Origin of the sequence: Chryseobacterium sp. (assembly GCF_029240215.1) — a bacterium.
Taxonomy (GTDB): Bacteria; Bacteroidota; Bacteroidia; order Flavobacteriales; family Weeksellaceae; genus Chryseobacterium.
Genome location: NZ_JARBTK010000007.1, coordinates 228,732 through 246,543 on the forward strand (window position 1 = coordinate 228,732; position 17,812 = coordinate 246,543).

A 17,812-nucleotide genomic window follows, 5' to 3' on the forward strand; every position below is an offset into this window, starting at 1 on the left:
CAATGATAGGAAATCAACACCCATGGCATGACGTTTCACCAGGAGAGAATCTGCCGCAAATAGTTACAGCAGTTATTGAAATACCCAGTGGCAGCCATACAAAATACGAAATTGACAAGCCCTCAGGATTAATAAGATTAGATAGAATTCTTTTATCTTCTATGTATTATCCTGCCAATTATGGGATAATTCCACAGACTTACTACAGTGACGGAGATCCACTAGATATTTTGGTTTTATGTTCGGAAAGTCTTGTTCCGCTTACTCTGGTTAATGCAAGGGTAATAGGAATACTGGAAATGACAGATGAGGATAAAAAAGACCACAAAATAATAGCCGTGGCGGAAAATGATTCCTCCTTACTGCATATCAATGATATTGAAAACCTGCCGGCTTACACCCTTAATGGGATTCAGAATTTTTTTGAAGAATATAAAAAATTGGAAGGAAAAGCCGTACAGGTATTTGGTTTCAAAAACAAGAAAGAAGCTTTCGCTTGTATTGAAGAAAGTTTGATAATGTATATCAAAGAAATTAAACCTAAAATAAAAGAGGATTAATTTTAATAAGATTTTTGGTTTTATAATTTCAGACCCGGCATCATGGGGATAAAGAACCAGCATACCACCGAAATGATGATGATACAAATGATGTTAAGTACAAATCCTGTTTTCATCATCGTCTGAATTTTGATGTTTCCTCTGGCAAAAATTATTGCATTTGGAGGAGTTCCCATAGGAAGCATAGATGAGCAGCTTGCACTTAATGTCATTGGAATTCCAAGTAGAAGGGGGTCAATATGCAAAGATAGGGCTAAAGTAGTCACAACGGGCGAAAGGATCATGACTAAAGCCAGATTGCTGATCACTTCGCTTAAAAAAATAGAAATGGCAGATATTGTCAGTATAACTAAAAGCAGATTACCTGTAGTAATGTAAGCCAGTCCGTTGGCAAACTCATTGGCTAATTGTGATACCTCAAGAGCATTGGCCAATGCAATTCCTCCTCCAAATAGCAGCAGTATGTCCCATGCCATCTTTTGAGTATCGCGCCAAACCAGTAATCTTTCAGGTTTCCTGTTTTTCTTATTACCGGATGGAATTAAGAATAAAAGAATGGCGCTCAATAGGGCAATAACCGTGTCATCCAGTATTACAAAATTTTGCCAATTATTCAACAGGTCCTTTGAAATCCATAATAAAACGGTAAAAATGAAAATCAGCAGGACCCGCAATTCGGGTCTGCTTATTGCTCCCAACTGAAGTTGGGATTTTTTTATCGTGTTTGAGGCTTCATTATTATGTTGAATATTATTAGGGTACATTATTTTGACAAGTACTCCGTAAAGCATTAATAATAAAACTAAAGTCAGCGGCAAAAACAGTATCATCCAGTCAGAGAAGCCAATGGTGTAATTGAACCTGTCTTTAATATATCCCACATAAGCAACATTTGGCGGGGTAGCAATGACGGTACCTAGAGCAAAGTTGGAGGCATACGCTATGGAAAGAAGGAGCGCTAAAGAAAAGTTTTGTGTATTTTTTTCATTTTTATTGTGATTCTTAACGACATGAATGACCGATATAGCCAAAGGATACATCATCATGGTCGTCGCGGTATTACTGAGCCATAAACTGAGGAAGCCCGTTGCCATAATAAAACCAAGGATGATACGGTTTCCATTGGTTCCTGTGATTCTTATAATTCCCAGAGCTATTCTTTTGTGAAGGTTCCATTTTTCGATGGCTATTGCAATGAAAAAACCTCCCATAAATAAAAAAACGATTGGATCTGCATAGCTTTCAGCGACTTTTTTTATGGAAGAAATACCAAAAGCAGGAAATAAAACAAGAGGTATTAAAGCGGTAACAGCCATAGGCACCGCTTCAAATATCCACCAGACAATCATAAGAACAGCGACAGAAAGGACCTGATTGGCGTGATGAGATAATGCAAAAGGATTAGTTATAAAGCACAACACACTGAGTACAAGCCCAATGACAAGGCCTATTTCTTTTCTGTGGATCTTGTAGTAGGTTGGCATGGCGGTCAGAATAAATGGATCATACTTTTGAATGATTAAGAGGAATTATCTTTTTTGTTTTTCGGTTTCTTTTTTCTTTTTATTAAAATAGCCTCTTAACAAAAAGTTATTCTTCGCGGCGGCTTCTATTTCCCTGAGTTCATCGACACCTTTCCCGATATTGATAATCGTGGAATCAACGGATCTGCCAAGTTTGGGATTATTAGTAAGCTTGGATAGCACATTCTCATCATTATTTATTTTCGAAGTAAATTGAATAAGATCATCAGAACTTTTTTCAAGATTGCGCAGTGTCTTTTCGATTGAAAGAGCTAAAGAATCGTTGGAAGATAATTGAGAAAATACATTGTTTTTATCATTTAGTTTTTTGGTGAATATACTGATTTCACGGGAGCTGTTCTGTAGATTAGAAATGCTGGTTTCAATATTATCGGACCATTTCTTATCAGTAAATATTTTTGCAACCGTTCCGTTTTTATTACTCAGTATGGGGGTGAATTTTGCCAGTTCCTGAGAGCTTATCTCTAGATTTTCTATAGTTCTGTCTATTCTCGCAGCAAAATCTTTATTAGTCATTATTTTTGTCAATAAACTATTCTTGTTATTCATTTTAGCACTGAACTCGACAAGTTCATCAGTAATTGCTTTGGCGTTGTCGGCACTTTGTTTTACACTTGAGAATAGATCATCTATTTCAATGGTTTTATAAGAAGCAATCATGTCATTATCCTTCACCATGGTTGTGGATGTGGTGCCCGGCGAAATAATAAGAATTTTATCACCCATTAATCCGTCTGATGCTATACTGGCAACGGCGTCAGTTTTAATATATTTTTGTACATCCTTTCTGATTAATAACCTGACCAGAACCAATGAATCTGAAATGAAATCTATTTTACTGACCGTTCCGATGTTGATACCGGAAAGACGCACGTTACTGCCCTGCTTTAATCCACTGACATTCTTAAATTCTGAACGCAAGACGAAATTAGAGCCAAACAAATTTCTGTTGACCCCAATAAAGTAGATGGCTGTTATGAAAAGAAGGATGCCTGCTGTGACAAAAATTCCCAATTTCCAGTTGTTTGATGACTCGTTGCTCATGGCTGTTTTTATTTATTTTTCAAAAAAAGATTTTACCCAGTCATCGGCATTATTTTCTATGTCTTTATAGCTGCCTTCTGCTTTTATTAGACCGTCCTTCAGGACGATGACTCTGTCACCCGTATATTTTGCACAGGTTAAATCGTGTGTTATGATAATGGATGAGGTATTATATTTTAGTCCGATATTTCGGATGAGCTCAATGATTTCACGGGCTGTGATGGTATCTAAACCTCCGGTCGGTTCATCATAAATGATAATTTCCGGTTTAATGATTAATGCTCTTGCCAGTCCTATTCTTTTTCTCATTCCTCCGGACAGCTCTGCCGGCAATTGATCAATAGCTTCTTCCAGTCCTACGTTTTGTAATGCTTCTTTAACAGCAGATTCCATTTCCTGTTCAGTAAGGTTCTTTTGGTTATGCTGTAATGTGAAAATTAAATTCTCCCGGACGGTCATCGAGTCATATAAAGCTCCGTTTTGAAACAGAAAACCAATCTTCATCCGGATCCGGTTGAGTTCTTCCTCATTGAGCTTTGTTATATCTTCTCCAGATATAAATATTTCTCCTTTATCCACTTTAGTAAGACCAACAAGGCATTTAACAGCAACCGATTTACCAGAGCCTGATTTTCCTAATATGACCAGGTTTTCTCCTTTTTTAACGGTAAAACTGATGCCGTTCAACACCTTATTACTGCCATAAGATTTGTAAACATTTTTAAATTCTATCAGTGATGCACCGGTTGCTGACTGGTCATGCCTGATAAGCAAATTTTTATTATTTTCCATTACAATTCAAAAAATAGATCAGTTACCTGCACTGCTATCAAATCAATGATAAAGATCATCAATGAAGCGATGACTACAGCTGAATTTGCAGCTTTTCCCACGCTTTTTGTTCCCCCGGAAGCATTAAAGCCTTCATAGCAGCCAATAATCCCGATAAAAAAACCGAAAAAAAAGGTTTTGATGATCGCCGGTAAAATATCTGTGTATTCCAGGGATTCAAATATGTTAGAAAAATAATGTTCTACATTACTTTCGCTGTGCATATTGATCCCGATAAAACCACCCATGATTCCAATCAGATCGGCATATAGTACTAAAATCGGAATCATTAGTGTTGTAGCGAGGGTTCTGGTCACGACCAGATACCGATACGGATTGATCGCTGAAACTTCCATGGCATCAATTTGTTCTGTTACTTTCATGGATCCTAATTCAGCTCCAATTCCTGATGAAACCCTTCCGGCACAAATCAAAGCTGTAATAACCGGAGCAATCTCTCTTATCAGTGATAGCGAAACCATACCGGGGATCATAGACTCGGCTCCGAACCTTGCCATAGCAGGACGCGACTGTATGGTGAGTACTAGTCCCATGATAAAACCCGTTATGGTCACTAATGCTAATGACTGATAACCAACAACAAAACACTGTCGTGTAAACTCTTTAAACTCAAAGCCTGGTTTGAAAATTTCTTTAAAAAAGCGGCTGGAGAATGAAGCTATGTTGCCTACAATACTGAGGTTTTTTTTAAAATAGGTTTCCACGATGTGATGTTTATAATGTTCATATAGCTAGGTTGTCCATTATTGATATTTGCAGAAATATTTTCAGCCGATAGACAAAATGTACAATCCGGAACGTTTAAGAATTAGTAATGAATTATAGATCGTACTCATAATCCACTGTTAACTCATTTTTTACATCTTGTATACCGGGAGTTTTCCAGACGATGCGACCTGCTTCTTCCTTTTGATACCAGGTGTGTACGTTTCCGGTTAATGTGACCGTTGTTCCGGATACTGATACGTTGATCTCACTGCTGTCAATTGAGCTTCTTTTAAGAGCCTGCTCTACATCTTTCTTTTCAACAGTGTTCCGGATTTCGGGGTTAATGGTAATATTATTGTAAATACCTTTGACGCCGGGAAGATATTTTACGGCATTTTCTGTAATATTCCTTATGTACTCCCAAGACACTTCACCATCCAGATCTACCCAACCGTTTTCTACTTTTACAGTTATTTTTTCTTGTGGAATAATTGAGTTTGCATTAAATGCAGCAATAATTTCACCGGCAATTTCGACATCAGTTTTTGACCGGGGATCTGGCAATTTTACTTCAATATCTTCTACCAGAATTTTTACTCCTGAGACATTTTTTGTGGCATGCTCTGCCTGTAATTTCTTTGCATAGCTATCTACAGTTCCTGTAAGGGTTACGATTCCATTTTTTACAATAACTCCGATTTCTGCTGAATTTAGTAGGGGTTCCCATTTAATGGCGTCTTGAACATCTTTTTGTAATTCTGCATTTGTTTTCATTTTGTTATAAATTTATATTTCAAAGGTCAGGAAACCTTATTGAAGATAAGATGATCAACATCACGATGAAATATGATGTTGATCAGATTAAATATTTGGCAGTGTATGGTTTATTGTTGAAATTTGAATAATAGAATCAATAATTTTTGAGCTGTCCGTTGTTACTAACATTTGGATGTGTCCAACGGATTTGTGGGCTATTAGACCTATTATAATTCTATAGTATTCTAAAAATTAAGAAATGAAAAAATCTGTTTTAACAATCACACTGAACCCGTCCGTAGACAAGAGCAGCAGTGTTTCAAATATAATTCCAGAAAAAAAATTACGTTGTAATCCTCCTAAGTATGAGGCTGGAGGTGGTGGAATTAATGTATCTCGAGCCCTAAAAAGATTAGGAGTAAATTCAGATGCCTTTTTTACTTCAGGAGGCAGAACCGGCAAGTTACTGGAAAGTTTGCTTCAAGACGAACAGGTGAATATAAGACCTTTCTATGTTACAGCAGAAACCAGGGAAAATTTCACTGTCCTAGATACTTCTAATAATAAGCAATATAGATTTGGGTTCCCTGGAGAACTCTTAACAAAAGAAGAGCAAAACGAAATTCTAAATAGAGTTGAGGAAGTGAATCCGTTTCCTGATTTTGTAGTAATTAGTGGCAGTTTACCAGCAGAAACTGATCCAAATTTTATGAAACAACTTGTTAATATGTGTAAGTCAAAGGGTAGTAAAGTGGTTATTGATACATCTGGAGAGGCTCTGAAAACAGCGGTAGAAGAAGGTGTATTCATATTAAAACCCAATATAGGGGAGCTTGCGATTTTAGTGGGAAAAGATAAGCTGGAAGAAGATGATGTAGATCAAGCTGCCCAGCTTATAATTTCGCAGGGTAAAGCTGAGGTTGTAGTAGTGTCATTGGGTTCTCAAGGAGCTGTTTTATTTTCAGCAAACGAAAAAATTAAGATTGAGGCACCGCCTGTAGAAGTGAAAAGCACTGTTGGTGCCGGAGACAGCATGGTTGCCGGAATGGTTTCTGTTTTGGTAAAAGGAGGAGATTATAAAAAAGTCCTTTCCATGGGAATCGCGTGTGGATCTGCCACTACAATGGCTGAAGGAACAGGGCTTTTTATAAAGGAAAATGTAGAGCGTTTATTCGATGAAATTTGGAAATTATAATTATTAATTTAAAAAACTAATAAACATTATATCATTTTTTTAAGTGACCGCAGTCATTATTTGAAACCGCTATAATTTGGAGATTTGCTACATAATTCAAGATTATGAAAGCTCTTTTAACCTTCACAATTATTCTTTGCTGTGCAATGATCACACGGGCTCAGGATTTGAAAATGACTAATGAGATTGCTTCTTCACTTAAAGACAACATTACTCTTTCGAAACTACATTATCCAAAATCGGTCATTCAGTTTTATGCCAAAAATAATTCTGAATATGCCTGGATAAATAGTAACAAAAAATCAGATCAGCCAGAAATAGCAATGTTGTTGCTGGAGTATTCTTATCGATTCGGATTGCCTTTATCTGATTATCATCCGGAAACTCTTTCGTTAGAGAATTTAAGAAAATTGAGAGATACTTCTGCTGAAATAAATCAGAAAGAACAAGCGGTGTTCGATATTCTGATGACCGATGCTCTTATTACTTTCATCAATAATCTGCATTTTGGAAAATACAATCCTTCGTACACCTCATCGTTTATTGATATCAACGATATTAATGGATTTCGCTCAGAGAATATATTGTTATATGCAAGACAGCAAAAAGATTTTCTTAAGGCAATCCTTGATGTTCAGCCTAAGATTAAAGCTTATACAGATTTTCAGGATTATTTGAATACAGTCTATGCAGAAAATGATTGTATGGATTCTCGTCCAGAAATGGAAAAAATAGTGATTAATATGGAGCGTTTACGATGGGTCGATACAGAAGATACGACATATATTCTGGTAAATATTCCTTCTTATACATTAGAATTTCATCAAAAGGGCACTGTGTCTGATTTTAAAGTAATTATTGGAAAGCCAACTACCAAAACACCGGTTTTGAAAAGCAGTATTAATTATTTTACAACAGCCCCTGACTGGAAAGTTCCCCAAAGTATTTTCGTAAAAGAAATGCTTCCAAAAATTTTAAAAAACAAAAGTTATTTAACAGATCATCATTATTCAGTTTACGATAAACAAGGTAATGAAGTCGAAATAACTTCGTCAAAATTAAAAGAGATCCGTCAAAATCCTTATAAATATAGTGTCAGACAATCATCAGGATGTGATAATGCATTAGGAGCAGTGGTTTTTAGATTTGAGAACTCTTATGGAGTATATCTCCATGATACTTCTCAGAAACAATTGTTTAATAAAGATGAAAGAGCTTTCAGTCATGGATGCATTCGTGTTGAAAATGCTAAAGAACTCGCATCTCTCCTTTTAAAAAATGATGGCTCCGAAAATAAGATTCCCATTTTAGAAAATGCAATGGCTGATTACCAAAGAAAAGATTTTGTATTAAAGCAGCCGGTTCCCATCATTATTACTTATCTGACTTGCTTAATAAAAGATGGAAAACCTGTACTGTATAAAGACATTTACCATTTTGATGATTCACTCGAAAATAAATTTAACCAAAATAAATAATAAAATTATGAGAACGATTGTAGTACCTACAGACTATTCAAAGCCGGCAAAAAATGCAGCATTGTATGCACTCCATCTGGCTAATGCTCTAAAATGTAATGTTGATTTGTGTCATGCATTTGCACTGCCGGTTGATAGCCCTATGCTTGGGCAGACCGCTTGGGCTTTATATGAATATCCGGCCTTACAGGATGAAAACAGTAAGGAGATGAAAAAACTGGTAAAAGTACTTGAAGATAAAGAGAAAACTTTATGGGGAGATGAAGCTTTTCCTTATCATCCGTCGATATACTATTCTTGCGAGGGAGGTGATGTTGTACAGTTAATAAATAATACAGCAGCCAATAATAAAACATTGCTCATTGTAATGGGGATGCAGGGAGCCGGAATGCTTGCCCGGTTTATTTTTGGAAGCAACAGTCTTAAAATGATTGAAAATACACAATATCCACTCCTGTTAATTCCTCAAAATCATAAATTTAAGGGAATAAAAAAGATCGCTTTTGCAACAGATCTGAACAAAAAAGATATAAAAATTGCTCAATCTTTGATTAAGTTTGCCCAATATTTTGATGCCGAACTTTTAATTACCCATATTATTCAGAGTAATAATGATGTGATTCAGGATACTTCTTATGAACATAAAAAAGAAGTGTTTTTAAAGGCTCTGGATGGTAAAGTTTGTTATAACTGTATTTACAGCGAAAATATAGATTACGGTTTAGATATTCTGAAAAATAAAGACATTGACATCTTGGCAATGGGACATGACCACAGAAGTTTTCTCGAAAGATTTACTAAAAGCAGTCATGCTGCAAGACAGGCTGCAGAGTTAGAAATTCCACTATTGATCATTCCGGAAACTGATCATTTGTTTTTTTAATCTAAAATAAAATTCCTCGGGGGCTCTATCTCGGGGAATTTTATTTTAGATTTCAATTTTTTTATTCTTGTTTTATTGAGAATAATTAATTATAATTTAACATTTTTTTATTGATTGTCCGTTTTAATACCTAAAATTAATTTTAACACAAAGTTCGCAAAGGTTTTTTAACTACTAACTGCTTTTAAGTTACACAAAGGCGTAAAACTTAACAAAGACCACAAAGTTTTTCGTTACTTAAAATAGTTTAGGTTGAAAAACGGATATTCAATTTTTTTTACATTCACATACTATTATTTGTATTAAAACTCATAACTTTATATGATGATTTAATATATGGAAGATACTAAACTTTTGCATGCTATTATAGAAACAGCAATTGATGGTATTATTACCATTGATAATAGAGGGAGAATAGAAAGTATGAATCCCTCTGCGCTAAAAATATTTGGGTATAAAAAAGAAGAATTAACAGGCAGAAATATTTCAGTACTGATGCCGGAACCGGATAAAAGCAGACATGATGGTTATTTGCTTAGTTATCAAAATACCGGCGAAAAAAAGATAATCGGAAAGGGCAGGGAAGTAAAAGGATTAAGAAAAGATGGATCCCGATTTCCCTTCAGGCTTGCCGTAAGTGAAGTGCAATATCAGGACAGGGTAATTTATACAGGTTTTATCCATGATCTTTCAAAAGAAAAAGAAGCAGAAGAATTTCTTAAAAAATATACGATCGAGCTTGAAGAATTAGTTGAAAACCGTACAAAATCGCTGAAAAAAATGCTTCACGAATTGGAGGTGGCAAAAGAAGAAGCGAATGTATCTCTGGAAAAAGAAAAAGCGCTGAACCGTATGAAAAGCCGTTTTGTATCAATGGCATCGCACGAGTTTCGTACCCCTTTAAGTTCTATGCAGCTTTCTGCTGTACTTATTGAAAAATATCTGCAAACTTCCGATAATCTTCAAATATTAAAACATCTCCATAAAATTAAAACGGCAATTGGGAGTCTGAATTCCATCCTCAATGATTTTCTTTCCTTAGAAAAATTGGATACCGGAATTGTAAAACCTCATTATGACTCATTTGATATTGTTAAGTTTTCAGAAGAACTTACAGAAGAAATGCAGCTCATCACCAAAGAAGATCAAATTATTATTTACCAGCATACCGGATCGGAAAATGATGTAAATCTGGATCAAAATCTATTAAGGAATTGTTTAATGAATTTAATAAGCAATGCTATTAAATATTCAGGAGAGCGTACGTTGATTGAATTCTCTACGGCAATAAGTGAAGATCAATATGTGTTTTCAGTAAAAGATAATGGAATAGGAATACCTGAAGAAGACCAATCTGGCCTTTTTCAGCCATTTTTCAGAGCCCATAATACAGGAAATATTCCCGGAACAGGATTAGGGCTCAATATTGTGCAGCGGTATGTAAATCTCATGCATGGTAAGATTCATTTTGAAAGTAAATCAGGTGAGGGCACCGAGTTTACCTTATCATTTCAGAAAAAATTAGTTTAATAATACTCCAATTTAGTTCCAATGGAAAAAACACGCATATTGATAATCGAAGATAATGACGATATCCGCGAAAGCACATCAGAAATTCTTGAACTTGCCAGTTATGAAGTATTTCAGGCTTCTAATGGTAAACAGGGAGTTGATCTGGCCATTAAACATATCCCGGATGTGATATTATGTGATATTATGATGCCGGAACTTGACGGGTATGGGGTTTTGCATCTTTTAAGCAAAAGAGAGGATACTGCGCTTATTCCTTTTATTTTTATAACGGCAAAAACGGAACGGGTAGAAGTCCGAAAAGGAATAGAAATGGGTGCAGATGATTACCTTACCAAGCCTTTTGATGATATAGAACTCCTCAGTGCTATTGAAAGCCGATTGAAAAAGAAAGAACGTCAGAAAAGTCTTTACAGCAATATTCTTACACAAATGACAAATTTATTTCATGGTTCACACGGACTTGATGAATTAAAGAAAGCTTTTGATGAACGAAAAGTGAAGTTCTTTAAAAAAAAGCAGATTATATACTACGAGGGTGACACTGCGAATGCGGTTTATCTTATTATATCAGGCTCAGTGAAAACAACAAAAATGACCGAAGATGGAAAAGAACTCATGACGGGAGTCTACAGCCCGGAAGAATATTTTGGAATCACCTCATTATTTGCAGGAAAAGAATATAAAGAGACAGCTGAAGTATTGGAGGATGCTACCTTATGCTCAGTTCCCAGAGAAGTAATAGACCAGTTACTATATAAATATCCCGATATAGCTGAAAAATTCATCAAAATTCTTGCCCAGAATGTTATTACTCACGAAGAACAGTTATTGCAGCTTGCTTATTTTTCTGTAAGAAAAAGAATGGCAGAGGTCCTACTTAAACTCCATGCAAAACATCCTCACACCGACAATTTTGAAATTTCAAGAGAAAACCTCGCTTCTATGGCTGGAATGGCTATCGAAACGGTAAGCAGAATTCTCAGTGATTTTAAAGAAGAAAAATTAATAGACAGAAGTGCCGGAAAGATTACCATACTTGATGTTCTAAGACTTCAAAAGCTTAAAAACTAATCTCTATCACTTTTTATAATGATTTCATGCATTTGTCAGTTCAATACAGTTCAATACATTTGGAGATTGAACAGATAGTATGAAAGTCATCGTTTATCATATCAGCCAGGAAGATAAAAAGCTTCTTGCTTTGGCTAATCGTAAAAAACATAAAATTACGATTATAGTAGATCCTTTAAGTGAAGCTACAGTCCATTTTGCAGAAGCAAAAGATACTGCCATAATCATTGATCAGGAAAACCCGGTTTCAAATAACCTTATTTTGAAACTTATATCCTATGGGATCAAATATTTTATATTCAGATTCCAGGAACATGTTCCCGTTGATGTATCAATAATTCAGGATTCCGGATTGAAATACATTACCGTTCCAGACTCAAAATTAGCCATTTCCTCAATAATTGAAATCCTCGATGCTTGGGAAAAAAGTGATTAGTATCATTTCAAAACGCAACGACAGTCATGATTTAAAAATTATTTCCATTATACCTTTGGAGTATAAACCTTAAAATAATTTTATTATGAAAACTTTAGAAAAAACCAATCCAACGAATCAATCTCAATTATTAGAATCTCTGGTAGAAGATTTCTGGAAGAATGATGATCTTGTTAATCAGTCGGTTAAAGTGGAGCCAACAGTTAATATTGTTGATAAAAATGGTGTCTATAAGATAAAAGTTTCAGCTCCGGGATTTAAGAAAAAAGATTTCCATGTAGCTGTGGAAGACGGATCACTGATCATCAGTGCTGAAACCAGTGCAGAGAAAAAAGAAGAAAAAGAAAATTATGTAAGAAAAGAATTTTCAGCTTCCTCATTTGTCCGCAGTTTCCGTTTACCAGAAAACATCACTTTGGGTCATATAAAAGCCAATTATAAAAACGGATTGTTAAATATTACGATCAGTAAAACTAATCTGGATAAAAAAGAAGTAAAAGAGATCAAAATACGCTAAAATTTTTTAGTATTAATTCATAAAACCTGTTGCGCATTTTAAGAGATTATTCAAGTATCAGAGCCTGAATAGATGAGGTGCGCAACAGATTTATAAAAATAAAAAAAATGGACACTATCATTCTAAAATCTCTCGGAGGAGCTGAAACAGTTACGGGATCTAAACATTTATTAAAAACCTCGGAGCTTACTATATTAGTAGATTGCGGATTGTTTCAGGGCATTAAATCTTTGCGTGAACAAAACTGGGAACCGTTAAATTTCGATGTAGCTGAAATAGATATTGTCATTCTTACCCATGCCCATCTTGATCATTGCGGATATATTCCTCTTCTTGTAAAAAACGGGTTTAAAGGTAAAATTTATATGACGGAACCTACCAAAGAATTAGCAAAATTGATTTTACTTGATAGTGCAAAACTGCAGGAAGAAGACGCTGAGAAAGCAAATTTTCATCATTATACCAAGCATAATCCCGCAAAACCGTTGTACACGATAAATGACGCTGAGAGATCTTTTAAACAATTTTTTACGGTTAATGAAAACACCACGATCAAACTTAGTGATCATATTCAATGCAGGTTTAAACCTTGCGGGCATATTATTGGAGCGTGTTCTGTGGAAATAGTATGTTTTGGAAAACCGATCATTTTTTCAGGAGATATCGGGCGGACTCAGAGCGCAATTTTACCTCCTCCTGATTTTTTCACCAAAGCAGATTTTATAATAATGGAATCTACTTACGGAGACAGACTTCATGACAATACCAATTTGTATGATAAATTGGAACACTGGATTAATCTCACGGTTAAAAACCAGGGTAACATAATTATTCCCAGTTTTGCTGTAGGCAGAGCACAGGAGCTCATTTATATTCTTTATCGGCTCAAGGAACAAAACAGAATACCCCGTAACCTTCCAATAATAATGGATAGTCCAATGGCTGCTTCTGCAACAGATATTATGGTTGAATATGCTGCATATACAACTGTTGATAAAGAAAAATGGTTGGAAATTATTGAACAGATGAATATCAACAGAGAATATACAAATACAACTGAAATTGTTCGTGATAAACGAAGTAAAATAATAATTGCAGGCAGTGGGATGATAACAGGAGGGCGTGTTCTTGAATATTTAAAACATGATGTCGGAAACAGCCGGAATACAGTATTAATTGTCGGATTTCAGGCAGAAGGTACTCGTGGAAGAGCATTACTTAACGAATCTCATGAGTTAAAAATTCACGGAAGATACTATCCTGTGAAAGCAAATGTTGTTGAATTGACGGGATTATCCGCACACGCCGACCAATCTGAACTGATGGAGTGGATAAAGAAATATAAAAATCCTCCTAAACAAATCATGCTGGTTCATGGTGAGCCCTCTGCATTGGAAGCATTAAGAGTGAAAATTCAAACGGAGTTACAAATACCGGTAAAAATTCTAATAAAAGGCGAGGAAGTCGTTTTTTGAAATGCCGATTATTACTCTTGAAAGTCGTTTTGGTGAAAGTTTATTTCCTCATTTTGTTTTCTATTCTGTTTAAGAAAAGTTTTCTATCGGTATTTGAAATTTCTTTGTCCAAATTCAATTTTTCTATTGTGATTTTATACGTTTCTATAGCTTGGTTTTTCGTTTGAGGTTTCTCAATGCATCAGCTTTCGGCTCATAGTGTCGCCAATAATCCTTTCATTTACGATGTTTTTACTGAATCACATCCTTCGTGCTAATTTTATTTAGAAATTATTTGATCCAATACTTTTTTGCCATTTCCATTTTCTGGATTTAATTCAATAGATCTTCTGTACATTTCAATGGCTTTGTTTTTATCTCCTAATTTTAATAAGATTTCTCCATAGCTGTCATAAGCATTCCAGCTTTCTGGGAACAGATAAACATTTAGTTTAAAGATTTCTAAAGCCTCACTTAATTTATTGTTGGCTGTCATTCGATATGCCCAATTATTAAGCTCAGATTCATCCGGGGCAAATGAAGGATTAATTTTTTTCTCCTTTTTTACAAAATCAATCGCTTTGTTAAATCCTATTTCATTTAAATTTTTTCTTAAATAGGTAAGTGGGTCCGCTTTCACTATATCCTGATTGTAACATCCTGCAATTTCTTCAATAAAGTCTTCCGGAGCACTTCCTGCTAAATTGGTTAATACAATTATTGCCAAATTATCGTTGGGATAAACTATTATTGCTGACCTGTTTCCACCGGACATTCCGATGGCTTTATGGTTTTTCCGAAGTTTTGCAATTCCCCATCCTCGTACCCAATTGGTTGGGGTTCCGTTGTTGAAATTACCAGGTGACCACATTAAATTAAGTGTTGATGATTTTTGAAATAGTTTACCATTTTGCAAAGCAATGACCCAATTTGCCATATCTTCGGCTGTACTGTTGAGACCAGCTCCTGTACGGGTGAAATCTGGAAATTCTGTGTAAGTATTTACCAGTTTTGTTTCACTTTTCTTCCCGTCAAAAAAACTATTGTAGCGATAGGATGGCGAATAATTAGGAATAATATCTCTCGAATCTCCAAATACGGTATTTTTAAGTTGGGCGATTTTAAATTGATTTTCATTAAAATTGGTTGCAAAAGGTTTTCTGGCGAGTTTTTCAATAATTTTCCCCAACAAATAATAATTCGTCTGGTTGTAACTGAATTGTTCTCCTGTTTTAAATTCTAAGGGAAGTGTTTTGAGTTTTCCCCAAATCGCTGCTTCATTTTTTAAAGGTCCAATATTCCCTGTCAGAGGATTAAGAAGTATTAGGATTTCAGGCAATCCTGAAATATGAGTTAACAATTGGTCAATAGTGATTTTCTGCCATTCATCAGGCAGGTCATCCAAATATCTGTTGATTGGGTCATTAAGTTTAATTTTATTCTGCTCTACTAATTGCATCACAGCAACCCCTGTGAAAATTTTTGTATTTGAGTTTATAGGGAAAACTGTAGTATTATTTACAGGAATGTTATACTGTAGATTTGCGATTCCGTAGGATTGGCTTAAAACGATTTTTCCATTCTGTACAACTGCCAGTTGCAATCCGGGGATTTTCCTTTCTTTCATTTCTCTGTGAATGATTTTATCAACATTGTTTTTAGTTTGTTGGGCGAAAAACTGTAATGAAATTAGCAATAGTAAAAAGTAGATTCTCATAATGATAAGACAACTGAAGCTGACTTTTATTACATTGAAAAGTATTAATGAGCAGGAGAAACGATCATATAAATAATTTAGTCTAATAAGATTTTTAGAGTTATTTTAAAGTCAAAGGAAAATACAAAACCATCTGATGAATTTTTGTCATCACAAAATTAAATCCAGATGGTCCGAATTCCATAAGATTTGAGGCACAAGTATATTCAGGTTTTACAGTTTCTATGTAATTTGATTTTTTTAAAATTACAATAATTACAATTTTTATTAATTTTTTTAATTTAATAATTAATTATATTTTTGTCAAAATTATAATAATATAATTTATTTATTTTTATTATTTTAATTTATCTATTGTAAATAAATTAAAATAATATTGTTTATGTTGTATTTAGTTGTATATTTGAAATTATAAATAATTGAATATTTATAAAAAATAATAATATTATGATAAAAATTTTACAATTCATATTCTCTATAGCAGTAATGATTACTGCAGGAGTATTTGCTCAAGCACCAGTGCTTGGTGCTACTTCCGATTTTGCGCTTTTTTCATCAAATGGTGCAGTAAGTAATACCGGTTTATCTCAATTGACGGGCAATGTGGGCACTAATAACGGCTCAAGTACAAATTTTGGTAACGTAGATGGTGTAATGCATGATGCAGACGGTGCTACAGCTACAGCCGCAGCAGCTTTAACGATTGCATACAATCAGCTGAATTCAGCTATTCCAAATTTCTTCCCTGCACCATTATTGGGTAACGGACAAACATTGACAGCGGGAACTTATTCTATCGGACAAAGTGCTACACTAAATAATACCTTGACCCTTGATGGTGGAGGAAGTGGGAATTCTGTCTTTATATTCAAAATTCAGGGTGCATTTTCTTCGGCGGCTGGTGCGCAAGTATTGCTTACAAATGGTGCTTTGGCATGTAATGTATTCTGGAAAGTGGAAGGATTGGTTGATTTGGCATCTAATACATCAATGAAAGGTACGATTATCGCAAATAATGCGGCTATCATACTTAATACAGGAACATCATTAGAAGGTCGTGCGCTTTCTACAACGGGAGCCGTTACAGTATCCGGTGTTACTGTGAGAAAGCCTATTGGCTGTGGAAGCTTGATTTTAACAGGACCGGCTCAACCGGTTTTAAATAGTGTTGCATGTTATACCATTTTTACAGGTAATGGTACCGTTACCAACACTGGTGTTTCTCTGGTGACGGGTGATATAGGTTCTAATCTTGGTCTTACCACAGGTTTTTCTGCAATTAATGTTACAGGTACTATACATGCAAACCCAGATACATCAACAGCAATATGTGCCTTAGATTTAGCTAATGTATATGCTTTTTTAAATACTCTTCCAACTGATATTGAATTGCTTTATCCGGCTGCATTTGGTCAAAACCTGGTACTTACACCTCATACTTATCAGCTAAATGCTGCAACAGTTCTTAACGGTACAGTATTTTTAAACGCTCAAAATAATCCCAATGCTGTTTTTGTGATAAAAATAAATGGCGCTCTTTCCACAAGTACTTATGCTTCTGTAGTTTTACAGAATGGAGCTCAGGCAAAAAATGTATTCTGGAAAATTGACGGTGCTGTGAGTCTTAACGATTATGCAAGTTTTAAAGGTACTGTAATTGGTAACAATGGTGCAATAAATATGAATATTGGTTCTACTATTGAAGGTCGTGTATTAAGCACAAGCGGTGCGATCAATACAGTTGGTATTAATGCGCAAATGACAGCTGGATGTAACCCTGGCTCTTTAGCAGTGAGTTCTGCTGTTAAAAATAAAGAAACAGCTTCTGTTTATCCTAATCCTTTTTCATCAGTTCTGAATGTGAAGCTGGATAATGAGAACAAAGAATCAAATCTTACAATTTATAATGCTGCAGGAACAAGAGTTTTAGGAAAAGTTTTGAATGAAACTTTAAGTTCAATTCAGTTAAATCTTCCTGCTGGAATTTATTTTTATCAGATACAAAGTAAAGATGGTAAGGTTCAAACAGGAAAAATTATTTCCAAACCATAGAATTTTATATAT

Annotated in this window: 16 protein-coding genes; 10 read left to right on the forward strand and 6 right to left on the reverse strand. The window is 34.9% G+C overall.

The genetic code is table 11. The features are described 5' to 3' along the window. Positions 1-2 precede the first annotated feature (2 nt). Positions 3-560: an inorganic diphosphatase gene (locus K0R77_RS14475; protein WP_300353799.1), complete on the forward strand. Its 558-nt coding sequence runs from the start codon at positions 3-5 to the stop codon at positions 558-560. A 20-nt stretch (positions 561-580) separates the two neighbouring features. On the opposite strand, the gene K0R77_RS14480 is transcribed toward K0R77_RS14475, so the two are convergent. From K0R77_RS14480 to K0R77_RS14500, 5 genes are all read right to left on the reverse strand, one after another. After that, entirely contained in the window at positions 581-2,044 is a 1,464-nt protein-coding gene (locus K0R77_RS14480; protein ID WP_300353803.1) for a DASS family sodium-coupled anion symporter, read from the reverse strand. Positions 2,045-2,089: 45 nt separating this feature from the next. Continuing rightward, on the reverse strand, positions 2,090-3,148 hold the full coding sequence (locus K0R77_RS14485) for an MlaD family protein (RefSeq protein ID WP_300353806.1): 1,059 nt from the start codon (positions 3,146-3,148) through the stop codon (positions 2,090-2,092). 12 nt (positions 3,149-3,160) lie between these two features. Then, entirely contained in the window at positions 3,161-3,940 is a 780-nt protein-coding gene (locus tag K0R77_RS14490; protein ID WP_300353809.1) for an ABC transporter ATP-binding protein, read from the reverse strand. Then, positions 3,940-4,704 (reverse strand): ABC transporter permease, encoded by a 765-nt coding sequence (locus K0R77_RS14495; protein ID WP_300353812.1) that lies wholly within the window; start codon positions 4,702-4,704, stop codon positions 3,940-3,942. Before K0R77_RS14495 ends, K0R77_RS14490 begins: the two co-directional genes overlap by 1 nt. Positions 4,705-4,819: 115 nt before the next feature. Beyond that, on the reverse strand, positions 4,820-5,482 hold the full coding sequence (locus K0R77_RS14500; RefSeq protein WP_300353814.1) for a BON domain-containing protein: 663 nt from the start codon (positions 5,480-5,482) through the stop codon (positions 4,820-4,822). Positions 5,483-5,723: 241 nt separating this feature from the next. On the opposite strand from K0R77_RS14500, the gene K0R77_RS14505 reads away from it, so the two are divergent. The 8 genes from K0R77_RS14505 (at position 5,724) to K0R77_RS14540 (ending at position 14,052) form a co-directional block, all read left to right on the forward strand. After that, positions 5,724-6,659, forward strand: coding sequence for a 1-phosphofructokinase family hexose kinase (locus K0R77_RS14505; protein ID WP_300353817.1), 936 nt, complete (start codon positions 5,724-5,726; stop codon positions 6,657-6,659). 104 nt (positions 6,660-6,763) lie between these two features. Beyond that, positions 6,764-8,137 carry a L,D-transpeptidase family protein gene (locus K0R77_RS14510; protein ID WP_300353820.1) on the forward strand — a complete coding sequence of 458 codons (1,374 nt, stop codon included), beginning with the start codon at positions 6,764-6,766 and terminating at the stop codon, positions 8,135-8,137. Positions 8,138-8,144: 7 nt separating this feature from the next. Beyond that, positions 8,145-9,020, forward strand: coding sequence for a universal stress protein (locus tag K0R77_RS14515; protein WP_300353822.1), 876 nt, complete (start codon positions 8,145-8,147; stop codon positions 9,018-9,020). A gap of 336 nt (positions 9,021-9,356) precedes the next feature. Then, positions 9,357-10,550 carry a PAS domain-containing sensor histidine kinase gene (locus tag K0R77_RS14520; protein ID WP_300353824.1) on the forward strand — a complete coding sequence of 398 codons (1,194 nt, stop codon included), beginning with the start codon at positions 9,357-9,359 and terminating at the stop codon, positions 10,548-10,550. A 21-nt stretch (positions 10,551-10,571) separates the two neighbouring features. Beyond that, on the forward strand, positions 10,572-11,624 hold the full coding sequence (locus K0R77_RS14525) for a response regulator (RefSeq protein WP_300353827.1): 1,053 nt from the start codon (positions 10,572-10,574) through the stop codon (positions 11,622-11,624). 79 nt (positions 11,625-11,703) lie between these two features. After that, positions 11,704-12,060 (forward strand): hypothetical protein, encoded by a 357-nt coding sequence (locus K0R77_RS14530; protein WP_300353830.1) that lies wholly within the window; start codon positions 11,704-11,706, stop codon positions 12,058-12,060. Between the two features lie 85 nt (positions 12,061-12,145). Then, positions 12,146-12,577 carry an Hsp20/alpha crystallin family protein gene (locus K0R77_RS14535; protein WP_300353833.1) on the forward strand — a complete coding sequence of 144 codons (432 nt, stop codon included), beginning with the start codon at positions 12,146-12,148 and terminating at the stop codon, positions 12,575-12,577. A gap of 107 nt (positions 12,578-12,684) precedes the next feature. Beyond that, the gene (locus K0R77_RS14540; RefSeq protein ID WP_300353835.1) at positions 12,685-14,052 is read left to right on the forward strand and encodes an MBL fold metallo-hydrolase; all 1,368 of its coding nucleotides are present in this window, start codon (positions 12,685-12,687) and stop codon (positions 14,050-14,052) included. Between the two features lie 259 nt (positions 14,053-14,311). Here the strand turns inward: K0R77_RS14540 and K0R77_RS14545 are convergent, their stop codons facing one another. Continuing rightward, positions 14,312-15,748, reverse strand: a complete 1,437-nt coding sequence (locus K0R77_RS14545; RefSeq protein WP_300353837.1) for a serine hydrolase — start codon at positions 15,746-15,748, stop codon at positions 14,312-14,314. 447 nt (positions 15,749-16,195) lie between these two features. Between K0R77_RS14545 and K0R77_RS14550 the strand changes: the two genes are divergently transcribed. Continuing rightward, positions 16,196-17,800, forward strand: coding sequence for an ice-binding family protein (locus tag K0R77_RS14550; protein WP_300353840.1), 1,605 nt, complete (start codon positions 16,196-16,198; stop codon positions 17,798-17,800). The last annotated feature ends 12 nt before the right edge of the window (positions 17,801-17,812 follow it).